We start from the raw sequence: 14,766 nt of genomic DNA, 5'->3' as shown, positions 1-14,766 counted from the left end.
GGAAGTGAATTTGATGACGACAGTTGCTATGGAGAAAGGTTTGAGGTTTGCCATCAGAGAAGGCGGAAAAACCGTGGGCGCGGGTGTTGTCACTGAAATATTGGAATAAGAAAGGTTTTAAAAATGCCAAGAGAAATAATCGTCCTCGCTTGCAACGAATGCAAGAGAAGAAATTACACAACTAAGAAGAACAAGAAAAAACATACCGGCAGGGTCGAGTATGTCAAGTACTGCCCTTTTTGCAACAAAAGAGTAAGTCATAAGGAAACGAAATAATAGGCCTGTAGCTCTAACTGGCAGAGCGTCGGACTCCAAATCCGGTGGTTGCAGGTTCGAATCCTGCCAGGCCTGATAAAAACAAATCGTCGGAAGGAAGATAAATGAAGGCCATTTTGCAATTTATCAAAAAGATTAAAAATTTTCTTTTTGAATCGAAACAGGAGCTTGGAAGAGTATCTTGGCCATCCAGACAGGAACTATGGGATTCGACAATGGTGGTGATTTTTGTGTCGATTTTACTGGCGGTGTTTATCGGGATTTTCGACAGGATTTTTACAACTCTTGTAAGTCTGGTAGTGAGATAAAATGAATTTTGACGACTTGAAAGACAACATGGAAGACAAAGATTCCGGAAATACGGAAAGCGAGAATTCAGAGCCTGAAATAGTGGATTCGGAAGTAAAATGGTTCACGGTACATGTTTATTCGGGTTCAGAAAAGAAAGTGGAAAAAATGATCTCGGAGATTATCAGGGAAAACGCGGAATTAGGAAAATTCATTCACGAGATTTACACACCGATAAAAAAGAGCTCAAAAGTCGTCAGAAGCAGTAAATCAGCCAAAAGGGTCGTAAAGCCAAAAAACCTTTACCCAGGTTACATCTTCATTAGAATGAAACCTGATAAAGAGGTGTTAAACAGGATTACGGATTTACCCAACGTAATAAGTTTCTTGGGCGGAAAAAATCCGATACCCCTTAAAAGCCTCGAAGAAGGAGAACTAAAACAGTTAAGGGAAGAAGGGGATAAGATTGTCAAACTCACTGCTCCTTTTGCAGTGAACGACAGCGTTAAAATAGTAAGCGGTCCGTTTTCGGATTTTATAGGTGTTGTTGAAAATGTCAACGAGGAAAAACAGAGATTAAAAGTTGTCGTGACTATATTCGGAAGATCTACACCGGTCGAAGTCGATTTTATCGACGCTCAACCAGTATAAAAAAAGGGGACTTCGATGGCAAAAGCAAAGAAGAAGCAAATACAGGCGATAATCAAACTTCAGATACCCGCAGGGCAAGCTACTCCCGCACCCCCTTTGGGTCCGGCGCTTGGTCAAGCCGGGGTGAACATTCCGGAATTTATCAAGACTTTCAATGCTAAAACCGGAGGTCAGGATCCTCTGCCTTTGCCTACGGTAATTACGGTTTTCAAGGATAAAACGTTTACATTCGAGGTCAAAGCTCCGCCTGTTGCCGTGCTTTTGAAAAAAAGCGCTAAAATTGCAAAAGGGTCAGGCGAACCCAATAAAAATAAAGTCGCCACCGTATCATCAGAAGAAGTCAGGGTTATTGCCGAAAGGAAATACCAAGACATGACCGCGTCTTCTGTTGAAAAAGCTATGAGTATGGTCAAAGGAACTGCCAGAAGCATGGGAATATTAGTGGAAGAAGGATGAAATGAAGCACGGAAAAAGGTACGAAAATCTTATAAAAGAACACTCTTCTAAACAGGAGTATCTCCTCAAAGAAGGGATGGAGAAGGTAAAAAATCTTGCCAACGCAAAATTTGACGAGACTCTTGAAGTTTCAATCAAATTAGGCATTGACCCTAGAAAATCTGATCAACTCGTCAGAGGCAGCGTAGTTCTTCCGCACGGGACAGGCAAAAATGTCAAGGTGCTGGTTTTCGCAACCGGCGACAAGGCACAGGAAGCTCAGGAAGCTGGTGCTGATTACGTCGGAGGAGATGAATATATTGACAAGATCAAAAAAGAAAATTGGCTCGATTTTAACGCTGTCGTCGCTGTTCCACAGATGATGGGAAAAGTCGGTATGATAGGAAAAATACTCGGACCAAGAGGCCTTATGCCTAATCCAAAACTTGGAACGGTGACCATGAATGTCAAGGAAGTTGTCGAAGAAATTAAAAAAGGCAGAATAGAATTCAAGAACGACAAATCCGGAAATATCAATGTCCCCGTAGGGAAAATGTCTTTCCCCACGGAAAATCTTTTCGATAACGTCAACGAATTTGTAAGAGAACTTGTCAAAAGTAAACCGGCTTCAGTAAAGGGAACTTTTATAAAATCTGTTTATCTCAGCCCTACAATGGGTCCGAGTGTGAAAATCAGCACTGCGGACGTGATTCAACCTTCCCGCTGATATTGAAAAGCAAGGAGCGTAAAATGCCAACACAGGAAAAAATGAATCAAGTTGAAGAACTGATGCAAAAAATGAAAGACGCGAAAGCTATATATATAAGCGATTATAAAGGAATGACAGTCGCTCAAATGACGTCTTTCAGAAAAAAAGTCAGAGATGCCGGATTGCATTTTAAAGTTGTAAAAAATACAATGACGAAATTGGCTCTTGAAAAAAACGGTTTCTCTGGAATGGAAGAAATTCTGACGGGACCAACTGCGATTGCAATAGGCTATCAAGACCCAGTATTACCGGCGAAAATAATCAAAGAAAACTTTTCACAAGTTGGTTTTCCTATTATCAAAGGCGGTTTTCTGGAGGGGAAATCGGTTTCGAAAGAAGAGATTGAAAAGATAGCTGATCTTCCGCCCAAAGAAGTCCTGCTCGGTCAATTGACGGGGACTTTTGCGGCTCCAATATCAAGTTTTATGGCAGTGGGAAACAACATTCTGTCTGGATTTCTCAGGGTCATGACTGCGATAAAAGAAAGTAAAGAAAATAATAAAACAGAATAGGGAGGTATTAGATGTCTGAGGCTACCAAACAAATATTGGAACTAGTTAAAGGGCTCACAGTAATGGAACTTTCCGAGCTCATAAAAGAGATGGAAACCGTGTTCGGAGTGTCCGCTGCTGCGCCGGTTGTCCAAATGGCCGCTGGTTCAATGCCTGCTCAGTCTGCGGAAGAGCAAGAGGAAAAAACCGAATTTGATGTTATCCTGAAAGAATACGGAGACAAAAAGATTCCGGTAATCAAAGAAGTCAGAGCTATAACGGGCTTGGGTCTGAAAGAAGCTAAAGATCTCGTTGAAGGTATTCCGGCAAAAATTAAAGAAGGCATTACAAAGAAAGAAGCCGATGATATGAAAAAACAGTTAGAAGCAGCAGGAGCTGTTATAGAGATAAAATAAACCGGGTAATATCCCTTATTGAATGGCTTGATGTTGCTTTTATATTCTTCAAGAGGTGTCTCAGGGGTTTTTTCCCCCTGAGATGTTTCTTTCTATTTATCTGACTTTGAATAATTTTCATGGAGGTAAAATTGACAAATGGTGAAAGAATTAATTATGGTAAATTAAAAGCACCTTTGCCCATACCTGACCTCCTCGATGTTCAGAGAGAATCATTCGCAAATTTCATACAAAAAGGCGTTCCGCAGAATAAAAGGAAAAATATCGGACTACAGGCTGTTTTGCAGGATTTTTTTCCCATCGAGGACCAACAGGGCAGATGCGAGCTGAGATTTGTCAATTATGAAATAGACCCACCTAAGTACAATCCTGAGGAGTGCATTAGGAAAGGAAAATCATACGCAGCACCGTTAAAAATCAAACTACAAATTGCGATAAAAGACAAAAAAAACGAATCAATCGATGAGATTCGTGAGCAGGATGTCTTTCTCTGTGATCTGCCTGTCATGACTAATAAGGCGAGCTTTATTATAAACGGAGTTGAAAGAGTCATTGTTTCGCAAGTTCACAGAAGCCCGGGGGTGTTCTTCAACGTCGAATACCACCATACCGGTAAAATGCTGATTGTCGCCCAAATAATACCTCAAAAGGGCACCTGGATTGACATAAACCTTGATCACAACGAAACATTGAGCATAAGCCTCGACAGAAGAAGGCACTTCCCTTTGACAATCTGGCTTCAGGCAATAGGACTCGGCGACCAAGGGGAGATCTACGAAAAATTTTTCGGATCAGAAACGGTTAAAATAGCTAAGTTTAGCGGAAAACAATCTGAAAAACTTATAGGCAGAGTAATAGCTGAGGATATTTTGGATCCCAATTCCGGTGAAACAGTCATGTTTTCAGGATCTGAACTGACAGCCGGTTCCCTCGACATGCTTAATCTTTTCGGAACAAAAGAATTGAAAATCATTAAAGAAGAAAATTTACCCGCTCTTGAAGTTTTAAAAAAAACTTTCACCAAAGCAAAAAAAAGAGTGACCCGAGAAGAAGCCGCAGAATATGTTTACAAATTTCTCAGGACAACCGATCCTTCGAATTCCGAAGCCGCGATTGATTTCATTAACACCATGTATTTTTCTCCGAAAAGGTATAATTTGGGCGCTGTCGGAAGAAAAATGATGAAAGATAAACTCGGCAAAGTGCCGGATGAAAAAACCCTTTCACTTTGCCCTGAAGACTTTTTGCACATCTTGGAATACCTTTTCGGACTTCTCGATAAAAACAAAAATCTCGAAGTGGACGATATAGATCATCTCGGAAACAGACAGGTCAGGAGAGTCGGAGAGTTGTTGGAAGACCAATTCAACACGGCGATGCTCAGAGTTGTCAAAAGCTTGAAAGACAGATTGATGCTCGAAAGCGACCCGAAGAAAATTGTACCCCAGATGCTGTTCAACTCAAGACATGTAAGCAGTACTTTGATGGCGTTTTTCGGATTGAGTCAGCTCTCTCAATACATGGAGCAGACAAATCCCTTGGCTGAGATTACCCACAAGAGAAGGTTGAGCGCCCTGGGACCCGATGGATTGACCCGAGATACCGCGGGATTTGAGGTGAGAGATGTTCACCATTCTCATTACGGCAGGCTTTGCCCGATTGAAACCCCTGAAGGACCAAACATAGGGCTGATTACATCTTTAGCTTTGTATTCAAAAATAAACGAATATGGTTTCATTGAAACTCCCTATAGAAAAGTTGAAAAAAGCAAAGTTCAAAACGATTACGAATATTTATCTCCTCACACCGAAGATAAATTCATCATCGCGCAGGCAAACGAACCTATCGAAGAAAATGGAAAGTTGATAAACGAAGAGCTCGTGACCAGGTATATGGATGATTATCCTGTTGTCACAAAAGATCAGGTCGATTACATGGATGCTCATCCCGCGCAGATTTTGAGTGTTTCTGCGGCTCTGATTCCTTTTATGGAACATGATGAGGCCAACAGGGCTCTGATGGGATCTAATATGCAAAGACAAGCCGTCCCACTCGTAAAACCGGAAGCTCCTCTAGTAGGAACAGGCTTAGAAAAGGTCGTAGCAATAGATTCTCATACTGTTTTAACCGCAAAGAGAAAAGGAGAAGTGGTTTTTGCCAATTCTGAAGAGATTAGAATTCAACCTGATAAAACTTCGCCCTTAGTGTTTGGAGAAAAAGATCTGGATGTTTACAAGCTGCAGAAATATAAAATGACAAACCAAAACACCTGTGTAAATCAGAGACCGATAGTAAAAGTCGGAGACAAAGTCAAAGAAAAGCAGGTAATAGCCGACAGCACTTCTTCAGACGGCGGGGAACTCGCCTTGGGAAGAAACGTTCTAGTCGCCTTAATGTCTTGGAGGGGATACAACTTCGAAGACGCGATTATCATAAGCGAAAAGTTGATAAAAGAAGATGCGTTTACCTCAGTGACGATAAACAAATTCAACGTTGAAGTCAGGGAGACAAAACTCGGACCTGAAGAGATAACCAGAGAAGTACCGAACGTCGGGGAAGAAGCTACGAGAAACCTCGATGAAGGCGGAGTAATCAGGATAGGCGCTGAGGTTGGCCCGGACGACATTCTTGTCGGGAAAGTCACGCCGAAAGGCGAAACCGAGTTGACCCCTCAGGAAAAACTTTTAAAAGCCATTTTCGGAGAGAAAGCTGCGGATGTAAGAGACACTTCTCTCCGTGTTCCTCCTGGGGTTCAGGGCGTCGTGATAGACGTTCAGGTTTTGAGCAGAAAAACCCAGTCCACCAACGAAAAAAAGACTAACGAGAAGAAAATCAAGGAAATCGAGGATTTTTACAACAAAAAAATACACGAACATAAAAAAGAGAGGACAGACAAGATTGTCCAGGTTTTTGACGGAGTGATTCTTCAAAACGACATAGAAGATTTCCATGGCAACACAATAATTGCGAAAGGCAAAAAAATAACCGCCAAAACAATAAGAGAAACCGATTGGGATGAAATCTCGATTATGGATAAACCTAAAAGCGATATTTCTATACTTTCTAAAATACTTTTCGAGTCGAAGAACATTATTCAGGAATATGAAAGATGCAGAAACAACGAAGTAGAGGTTCTCAGACAAGGAGATGATCTTCCGCACGGTCTTTTAAAAAGAATCGATGTATACGTCGCGGAAAAAAGGAAACTTTCCGTAGGCGATAAAATGTCTGGAAGACACGGAAACAAAGGCGTTGTCTCAATAATAGTCCCTGAAGAAGACATGCCCTACATGGAGGATGGAACGCCAGTGGACGTTATTTTGAACCCTCTTGGAGTTCCTTCTCGTATGAATATTGGTCAAGTTCTAGAAACCCATCTCGGTTGGGCGGCTAAAAAACTGAATATTAAAATCGCAACTCCGGTTTTCGACGGGATTTCAGTAGATGAAATTGAGGGTCTCCTTGAAAAGGCAAAACTTCCAAAATCGGGCAAGGTTTCCCTTAAAGACGGAGTAACTGGACAACTGATCGATGGAGAGATAACAGTTGGTTACATGTATATGTTGAAGCTCGGGCACATGGTTGACGACAAAATACACGCCAGGAGCATAGGCCCATATTCCATGATCACTCAACAGCCACTCGGCGGAAAAGCCCATTTCGGGGGTCAAAGATTCGGAGAAATGGAGGTATGGGCTCTAGAAGCTTACGGTGCGGCTTACACTCTTCAGGAGATGTTGACCGTGAAATCCGACGACATAAACGGCCGAACAAAAATGTATGAGAGCATCATCAAGGGAGATAATCCGCCAGAGCCCGGATTACCTGCTTCTTTCAATGTTCTTGTAAAAGAGCTAAACGGTCTTTGTATGAATGTTGAAATCGAGAAAGGTAAAAAAAAGCAGAGGCAAGGTAAAAAATAGTTTTATCTCTTGAGGAGGTAAATTGAAATACAACTATTTTTCGAGATTGAACAAGGATCAAGCTTCTGATCTAAGCATTGATCTTCTTAAACTGAGCGTAGCTTCCCCGACGGTAATAAGGGACTGGTCTAACGGAGAAGTGGTGAACTCGGAGACAATTAACTACAGGACACAGAAACCCGAACCGGGAGGTCTGTTCTGCGAGAAAATATTCGGTCCGGTGAAGGATTACGAATGCAATTGCGGGAAGTATAAACACATAAGGTACAGAGGAGTAGTCTGTGAGAGATGTGGAGTAGAGGTCACAAGTTCCAAGAGCAGAAGAGAGAGAATGGGACACATCGAACTCGCTGTTCCTGTCGCGCATATATGGTTTTACAAAGTGACTCCGAGTAGAATTGCATTGCTTCTCAACATGACGCAGGATATGCTCCAGAGAATTTTATTTTATGAAGCTTACATTGTCCTTGATACAGGCTCTTTGAATGAAGACAACCCCTACGGCTTGAAAAGAGGCGGTTTTATCTCAGAAGAACAGAAAAGCGAACTAGAAGAAAAAATGGACGAAAATGCCATCAAAAGCGTCCAATTCGGCATAGGCGGTCAAGGAATAAGGGAAGCTCTTCAGGATCTTGATCTGGAAAAATTGACGGCGGATCTAAGGTCCAGAATAAAAATTGAAAAATCTGAAGACGCTAAATCAAAAATGCTCAAAAGACTGAAAGTAGTTGAGGCGTTCAGAAATTCAAACAATCACCCTGAAGACATGATTCTCACTGTAATACCCGTGATACCTCCGGAACTCAGACCTCTTGTCGCCCTTGACGGAGGCAGGTTTGCATCGAGTGACCTCAACGATCTCTACAGAAGAGTTATATCAAGAAACAACAGACTCAAAAGCCTGATAAGCATCAAAGCCCCCGACATCATTATCAGAAATGAAATGAGAATGCTTCAGGACGCTGTTGATGCGTTATTTGACAATTCAAGAAGAGCCAAAAACGTCAAGGGAAAAGGAAACAAACCTCTCAGGTCATTGGCTGATGTTTTAAAAGGTAAACAGGGAAGGTTCAGGTCAAACCTTCTGGGAAAAAGAGTGGATTATTCCGGAAGATCAGTAATAGTCGTAGGCCCACGCTTAAAACTTCACCAATGCGGCCTCCCGAAAGAAATTGCTCTTGAACTTTATAAGCCGTTTATAATCCGGAAACTTGAAGAAAGAGGACACGCTCAGTCGATAAAGGGTGCGGAAAGGCTTTTGGAAAAAGGATCGCCGGAAGTCTGGAGCATTCTCGAGGAAATTGTCAAAGATCATCCTGTGCTTCTCAATAGAGCTCCGACTCTTCATAGGCTGGGAATTCAAGCCTTCCAGCCGGTTTTGATTGAAGAAAAGGCTATACAAGTTCATCCTTTGGTTTGCACGGCTTTCAACGCTGATTTTGACGGCGATCAAATGGCGGTCCATTTACCCCTTTCTTTCGAAGCTCAATCCGAAGCTTACATGCTCATGATGTCTTCCAACAATTTGCTTTCACCCGCCAACGGAACTCCGATAGTCGCTCCTACTAAAGACCTCGTTCTAGGCGTTTACTACCTCACAAAAGAAAAGTCCAAAGCAAAAGGCGAAGGAATGCATTTCTCGAGCCTTGAAGAGATTGAAATGGCCCGTGAATTCTGCAATATTGATCTTCACGCGTTGATAAAATTTCCGGTTGAAGGGCGAATTATTGGCCTGGATTCAAAGGGGAGAGACGAGGATAAAATAATCACTAAAGAAATAATCACGACAACCCCAGGAAGGGTTATCTTCAATCAAATACTCCCGGAAGGAATGCCTTTTTATAACAGGGTAATCGAGAAAAAAATTCTAGCCGGAATAATAGCTGACGTAAATTACATGTTTGGAAACGAAAAAACAGCTATTTTCCTGGATGACCTCAAAGATCTGGGTTTCAGATACGCCACATTTTCAGGAGTGACTTTTGGTATGCTGGATCTCGTCGATACGCCCGAGAGACCTTCCATTCTGAAAAAAACTCAAAATGAAGTCGAGAAAATAAGAGAGAATTTCAGAAAAGGCCAAATAACAGAAAATGAAAAATATCAGAGAACGGTCGAAGCATGGACAAAAGCTACGAATGAAGTGGAAGAACGAATGATAGAAACCTTCCATTCTGACAGGGAAGGATTCAACCCAATCTACATGATGGTCAGTTCTGGAGCGAGAGGAAGCCGCGAGCAGGTAAGGCAGCTTGCAGGCATCAGAGGTCTTATGACAAGGCCTCAAAAGAAAATAACCGGACAAAAAGGAGAAATCATCGAATCTCCAGTTTTGTCTAATTTCAAAGAAGGATTGAAGGTTCTTGAATATTTCATATCTTCTCACGGAGCGAGAAAAGGTCTTACCGATACAGCTTTGAAAACTTCTGAAGCCGGTTATTTGACGAGAAGGTTAATAGACGTCGCGCAGGACGTAATTATAACAGAAGAAGACTGCGGAACCATAAAGGGTATAGAAATTCAAGCACTGACAGAAGGAGGAGAAATAATTGAGCCTCTTTCCGACAGAATTGAGGGTAGATTCGCGCTTGATGACATCGAAGACCCGCAAACCCATGAAATAATAGTGCGTGAAGGCGAGGTCATATCAAAAGAGCTCGCTTTAAAAATTGAATACAAAAACATAAACAAGGTTAAAATCAGATCGGTGCTGACTTGCGAAGCAGAGAGAGGGCTGTGTCAGAAATGTTACGGAAAGGATCTATCCACGGGAAAAATAGTCTCCATTGGAGAATCTGTGGGTATAATCGCCGCTCAATCAATAGGCGAGCCGGGAACCCAGTTGACCCTTAGAACTTTCCATATAGGTGGAACCGCGACGAGAATAGCTCAGCAATCCGTGGTCAAATCAATAATATCCGGAGCTGTGAAATTTCAAAAAATCAAAACCATCAAAAAGGAAATTGACGACAGTAAGATTGTAATTTCTCGGAACGGGGAAATAGTTATAAAAGGTCGAGAGCGTGAGGTCGCTCACAAAATTCCCCATGGATCTATTCTAATGGCGACAGAAGGCGCGTATGTAGATACGGATACGCCTTTATACGAGTGGGACCCATTTTCAGATCCGATTTTATCTGAAACTCAAGGTATTGTCAGGTACAAGGATTTGATTGAAAATTTGACTATGAGGTACGAGACTCATCCTCAGACAGGAGAAAAACAAGTACTCGTTGTTGAGCACAAAGAAAGAGGACTAATACCAGCCATTGAGATTGAACCTTCAAAACAGGGTAAAAAGAAACAAGTATCTCTTGTCCCAATAGGCACCTACATAATTGTAGAGAACGGTAAAAGAGTCACCCCCGGTGATATTATCGGCAAAATACCGAGAGAGAGCAGCAGAAGCAGGGATATAACTGCGGGATTGCCGAGAGTCGAAGAACTTTTCGAAATGAGGAGACCCAAAAATGCTGCGATCATATCGGAAATCAAAGGAGAAGTAAAATTTCTGGACACGACCAAAGGCTCGAAAATAATAAAGATATTGAGTGAAGTAGGCGACGACAAAGAATATCTTGTCCCTTACGGCAAGCATATTCTCGTCCATGAAGGGCAGTTTGTCGAAGGAGGAGAAAAGTTGACAGACGGCCAAGTTTTCCCACCGGACATACTTCAGGCGAAAGGACCATTGGCGGTTCAGGAATTTCTTTTGAATGAAGTTCAAGAGGTTTACAGATTGCAGGGCGTTAAAATTTCTGATCGTCATATAGCCTTGATCATAAGGCAGCTTTTGAGAAGGGTTAAGATCGAGGATTCAGGAGACACAAATCTCATAGAAGGAGAAATTGTCGACAGCAAGACCGTTACTTTTGAAAACAGCAGAATACTCAAAGCCGGCGGCAAACCCGCGACATACAGGTACATTTTGCTTGGAGTTACAAAAACGGCTCTTACAGCAGAAAGCTTTATATCTGCAGCGAGTTTTCAAGAAACAACAAAAGTATTGACATCAGCTGCCATAGAAGGTAAGAGAGACACTCTGGAAGGGATCAAAGAGAATGTTATTGTAGGCAATCTGATCCCTGCCGGAACTGGTCTGAAAAATTATCGAACAATAAGAGTCGAAGGTGAAGATGAAGTCGAGGAGAAGAAAGAAGACTCTGTCGTGATACTCAGTAACGAAGAACAGAAATAAATAAAGATGTTATTTGGAGGAAAAGATGCCCACGATTAATCAGCTCGTGAGAAAGGGAAGAAGAAAAATAGAGAAAAAAACCAAAGCACCGGCTCTGACTAAGTGTCCTCAGAAGAGAGGCGTCTGTGTCAGAGTTTACACAACTAGCCCGAAAAAACCCAACTCGGCTCTCAGGAAAGTTGCCCGTGTAAGGCTAAGCAATGGTTACGAAGTGACAGCGTATATTCCTGGGGAGGGTCACAATTTGCAGGAACACTCGACTGTTTTAATCAGGGGAGGCAGGGTAAAAGACTTGCCCGGAGTCAGGTACCATATCGTCAGAGGCGTCCTGGATTCAGCAGGAGTTGAAGGTAGAAGGCAGGGAAGATCGCTTTACGGAACTAAAAAAGCCAAGAAATAACCGGAGGAACTGATGTCCAGAAAGCATAAAACTTACAAAAGAACAATTCCACCAGATCCGAATTTCAACAGCGAGTTGGTGAGCAAGTTTGTAAATGTAGTCATGAAAAGAGGGAAAAAAGGTACAGCCGAGACGATCGTCTACGGAGCGCTCGATATAGTTGCGCAAAAACTTAAAATCGCGGATCCGATAGAAATATTCGAAAAAGCCGTTAACAATGTAAAACCAACCCTGGAAGTAAAACCGAGAAGAATAGGTGGAGCGACCTACCAAATACCAGTTGATGTACCAGCGAACAGACGCATAGCTCTTGCCATAAGATGGATTTTGACAGCATCAAGAGCAAGAAACGAAAAGACTATGAAGGAAAAGCTCGCCGCAGAGCTAATAGCCGCGAGCAACAAAGAAGGAACCGCTATTAAGAAAAAAGAAGATACGCATAAAATGGCCGAAGCGAACAAAGCTTTTGCCAGTTACATGTGGTAAAATAATTTTTTCTCTTATAAGGCGGCAGCATGATAAAGAAAATCTTACGTGCTACCATTTTTTTTAAGACGAGATTGCAAAATGAGAAGCATAAGAAATATTGGGGTGATTGCCCACATAGACGCCGGCAAGACTACTACAACAGAGAGGATGTTGTATTATTCGGGTAAAACGCACAAAATGGGCGAAGTTGACGAAGGCAGCGCGACGACTGATTACCTCGACCAGGAAAAAGAGAGAGGGATCACTATCACTTCCGCTGTTGTGTCGCTTATTTGGAAAAAAGCCAATATAAATATCATCGACACTCCGGGACACGTAGATTTCACGGGAGAGGTCGAGAGATCTTTAAGAGTCCTCGACGGATCGGTTGTGATTTTCAGCGCTGTCGAAGGAGTAGAATCTCAATCAGAGACCGTTTGGCTTCAAGCTGACAATTACAAAATTCCGAGAATAGTTTTCGTAAACAAGCTTGACAGAACTGGAGCAGATTTCAAGGGACTCCTCGATGAAATAAAAGAAAAGTTCTCCCAATTTCCTGTTGTCATCAATATGCCTTATGGTGAAAAGGAAAATTTTTCAGGGGTGATCGATTTGATCGAAAGAAAAGTTGTCTTCTGGGATAAATCCAGCGATGGATCAACTTTTAAGGAAAAGGTTCCCGACGAGAGCCTTTCAAGTGAAATTGAGTTCCAGAGAAACACTTTGATTGATTTCCTCGCTGATTACAACGAAGAAATAGCCGATCAATTCATCAACACCGGAGATGCCGACAAAGAATTGATTAAATCCGAGATAAGGAAATTGACCATATCGGGGAAAATAGTGCCTGTGTTGTGCGGCGCTTCAAGAAGAAACATCGGAGTCCAGCCCTTGCTTGACGCGATTATTGACTTTCTGCCTTCCCCTTTGGATGTAAATGAAATTGAAGTCATGAAGAAAAGATACGGAAGAATAGAAAAGATAACCCTTGAACAAGGCAACCCTTTTCTGGGTCTTGTTTTTAAAATACTTCTCGATGAGCATGTAGGTAAAGTGCATTTTGTCAGAATCTACGAAGGAAATTTGAAAGCAAAACAGACAGTGAAAAATCTTTCGTCTGAAAGCAACGAGACCATACAGAAAATATTCAGAATATACGCAAATAAAAGAGTTGAAAGAGAATCCGCCATGATGGGTGAAATTATTGGCGTGACAGGTTTGAAAAATTCATATACCGGAGACACATTGAGTGACACAGAAAGAGACTTTCTTCTCGAAAAACCGGAATTTCCTGAACCCATTGTTTCGGTGGCAGTTGAGCCGAAGGTTTCCGCGCATTTGGAAAAATTGTGTGAAACGCTAAATTTGTTTACCCAGGAAGACCCGACTTTTCGCTTCACCGAAGACAAAGAAACAGGACAGCTCATAATATCCGGCATGGGAGAACTATACATTGACGTAATGGCGGAAAGGCTGAAAAGAGATTTTAAGATTCCGATAAAATTAGGAAATCCGAGAGTGGCTTACAAAGAGAGTATTCGCAAGAATCATAGAGCTTTGTCGGATGTGAGTAAAACAGTGGGAGGAAAGAAATACAGTGTTAGAATAACTCTTGAAGTTAAACCTCTTGAGGATCACAGAAATGTATTTGTGCTACCCAAAGACTGGGAATTCGGAAACAACACCGTCAAAAAAACAATAGAAGGGTATGCAGAGGATTTCAAAACTTATTATTTTCCAGGACCTTTGGCTGGATATCCTCTCATGGGTGTTGAATGCAAACTTTTAAAGGTTGAAACCGGAGAGGAAGTCAACGAAACTGTTGTCCTGTCCTCGTTAGAAGAAGTTTTCGAAAAAGCTTGTACCGCAGCGCAGCCAGTTATCCTTGAACCTCTGATGAGTCTTGAAATATTCGCTCCTGATGATTATTTCGGAGAAGTTATCAAAAGCCTTCACTCTATTTCAGCAGAAATTTCCCATATCGAGGATAAGAAAAAATTCAAACTGATTCACGCGCAGGTTTTTTTGTCAAAGACTTTCGGATACGCTTCAAGCGTAAGAAGCATGACCAAAGGAAAAGCGAGTTATACAATGCAGTTTTTGAAATATGAGAAAATCGATGACGACCAAACTGAAACGCTGCTGATGAAGATAAGAGGATACTGAGTCTATGTTTCGACTTGCGGTGTAAAATATGCTTGACAGAAAATTAAAAATATGTCAAATTGATAATCTTTTTATATATCCGCAAGGATTCTTGTTTATCTGAATTAAACGAAATTAATTCATTATCAAATGATTTAGCCCTGGCTTGTAGCCAGTGATTTAAGGGAAAACTCAACTTTTTTATTCAACAAAGGAGAGGGAAATGGCGAAAGAGAAGTTTGCGAGGAGTAAGCCTCATTTGAATATAGGCACGATAGGGCACGTAGATCACGGGAAGAGCACGCT

Annotated in this window: 13 protein-coding genes and 1 tRNA gene; all 14 read left to right on the top strand. The window is 41.8% G+C overall.

Annotated features, from left to right (window positions below; all coding sequences use genetic code 11):
- Positions 1-109, top strand: a 109-nt coding sequence (locus JXA84_04445) for a hypothetical protein (GenBank protein MBN1150454.1), incomplete at its 5' end; no start/stop codon positions are given.
- A 14-nt stretch (positions 110-123) separates the two neighbouring features.
- Positions 124-276, top strand: a complete 153-nt coding sequence (rpmG, locus tag JXA84_04440; protein ID MBN1150453.1) for a 50S ribosomal protein L33 — start codon at positions 124-126, stop codon at positions 274-276.
- 1 nt (position 277) lies between these two features.
- A tRNA-Trp gene (locus JXA84_04435) sits at positions 278-351 on the top strand.
- 50 nt (positions 352-401) lie between these two features.
- Positions 402-584, top strand: a complete 183-nt coding sequence (gene secE, locus JXA84_04430; protein ID MBN1150452.1) for a preprotein translocase subunit SecE — start codon at positions 402-404, stop codon at positions 582-584.
- Between the two features lies 1 nt (position 585).
- A complete protein-coding gene (gene nusG / locus JXA84_04425; GenBank protein MBN1150451.1) occupies positions 586-1,215 on the top strand; it encodes a transcription termination/antitermination factor NusG in 630 nt (209 codons plus the stop codon).
- Positions 1,216-1,230: 15 nt separating this feature from the next.
- Positions 1,231-1,671, top strand: coding sequence for a 50S ribosomal protein L11 (gene rplK, locus JXA84_04420; protein MBN1150450.1), 441 nt, complete (start codon positions 1,231-1,233; stop codon positions 1,669-1,671).
- A gap of 1 nt (position 1,672) precedes the next feature.
- A complete protein-coding gene (locus tag JXA84_04415; protein MBN1150449.1) occupies positions 1,673-2,377 on the top strand; it encodes a 50S ribosomal protein L1 in 705 nt (234 codons plus the stop codon).
- Between the two features lie 23 nt (positions 2,378-2,400).
- Positions 2,401-2,931, top strand: a complete 531-nt coding sequence (locus tag JXA84_04410; GenBank protein MBN1150448.1) for a 50S ribosomal protein L10 — start codon at positions 2,401-2,403, stop codon at positions 2,929-2,931.
- An 11-nt stretch (positions 2,932-2,942) separates the two neighbouring features.
- Positions 2,943-3,326 carry a 50S ribosomal protein L7/L12 gene (rplL, locus tag JXA84_04405; GenBank protein MBN1150447.1) on the top strand — a complete coding sequence of 128 codons (384 nt, stop codon included), beginning with the start codon at positions 2,943-2,945 and terminating at the stop codon, positions 3,324-3,326.
- Between the two features lie 119 nt (positions 3,327-3,445).
- On the top strand, positions 3,446-7,249 hold the full coding sequence (gene rpoB / locus JXA84_04400) for a DNA-directed RNA polymerase subunit beta (protein MBN1150446.1): 3,804 nt from the start codon (positions 3,446-3,448) through the stop codon (positions 7,247-7,249).
- Positions 7,250-7,295: 46 nt separating this feature from the next.
- Positions 7,296-11,447, top strand: a complete 4,152-nt coding sequence (gene rpoC, locus JXA84_04395) for a DNA-directed RNA polymerase subunit beta' (GenBank protein MBN1150445.1) — start codon at positions 7,296-7,298, stop codon at positions 11,445-11,447.
- 25 nt (positions 11,448-11,472) lie between these two features.
- Positions 11,473-11,847 (top strand): 30S ribosomal protein S12, encoded by a 375-nt coding sequence (locus JXA84_04390; GenBank protein MBN1150444.1) that lies wholly within the window; start codon positions 11,473-11,475, stop codon positions 11,845-11,847.
- Between the two features lie 12 nt (positions 11,848-11,859).
- Positions 11,860-12,333 (top strand): 30S ribosomal protein S7, encoded by a 474-nt coding sequence (rpsG, locus tag JXA84_04385; GenBank protein ID MBN1150443.1) that lies wholly within the window; start codon positions 11,860-11,862, stop codon positions 12,331-12,333.
- An 81-nt stretch (positions 12,334-12,414) separates the two neighbouring features.
- Positions 12,415-14,481, top strand: a complete 2,067-nt coding sequence (gene fusA, locus JXA84_04380) for an elongation factor G (protein ID MBN1150442.1) — start codon at positions 12,415-12,417, stop codon at positions 14,479-14,481.
- The last annotated feature ends 285 nt before the right edge of the window (positions 14,482-14,766 follow it).

The organism is candidate division WOR-3 bacterium (genome assembly GCA_016926475.1).
Classification (GTDB): Bacteria; SDB-A; SDB-A; order SDB-A; family SDB-A; genus JAFGIG01.
The sequence above is the reverse complement of the archived record's forward strand: the minus strand, read 5'-3'. Positions and strand labels throughout refer to the sequence as shown.

Coding starts and splice junctions, on each gene's coding strand:
- rpsG (MBN1150443.1), top strand. CDS start 11,860: ATGTCCAGAAAGCATAAAACTTACAAAAGAACAATTCCACCAGATCCG.
- rplK (MBN1150450.1), top strand. CDS start 1,231: ATGGCAAAAGCAAAGAAGAAGCAAATACAGGCGATAATCAAACTTCAG.
- rpmG (MBN1150453.1), top strand. CDS start 124: ATGCCAAGAGAAATAATCGTCCTCGCTTGCAACGAATGCAAGAGAAGA.
- rplL (MBN1150447.1), top strand. CDS start 2,943: ATGTCTGAGGCTACCAAACAAATATTGGAACTAGTTAAAGGGCTCACA.
- JXA84_04390 (MBN1150444.1), top strand. CDS start 11,473: ATGCCCACGATTAATCAGCTCGTGAGAAAGGGAAGAAGAAAAATAGAG.
- JXA84_04410 (MBN1150448.1), top strand. CDS start 2,401: ATGCCAACACAGGAAAAAATGAATCAAGTTGAAGAACTGATGCAAAAA.
- nusG (MBN1150451.1), top strand. CDS start 586: ATGAATTTTGACGACTTGAAAGACAACATGGAAGACAAAGATTCCGGA.
- JXA84_04415 (MBN1150449.1), top strand. CDS start 1,673: ATGAAGCACGGAAAAAGGTACGAAAATCTTATAAAAGAACACTCTTCT.
- rpoB (MBN1150446.1), top strand. CDS start 3,446: ATGGAGGTAAAATTGACAAATGGTGAAAGAATTAATTATGGTAAATTA.
- fusA (MBN1150442.1), top strand. CDS start 12,415: ATGAGAAGCATAAGAAATATTGGGGTGATTGCCCACATAGACGCCGGC.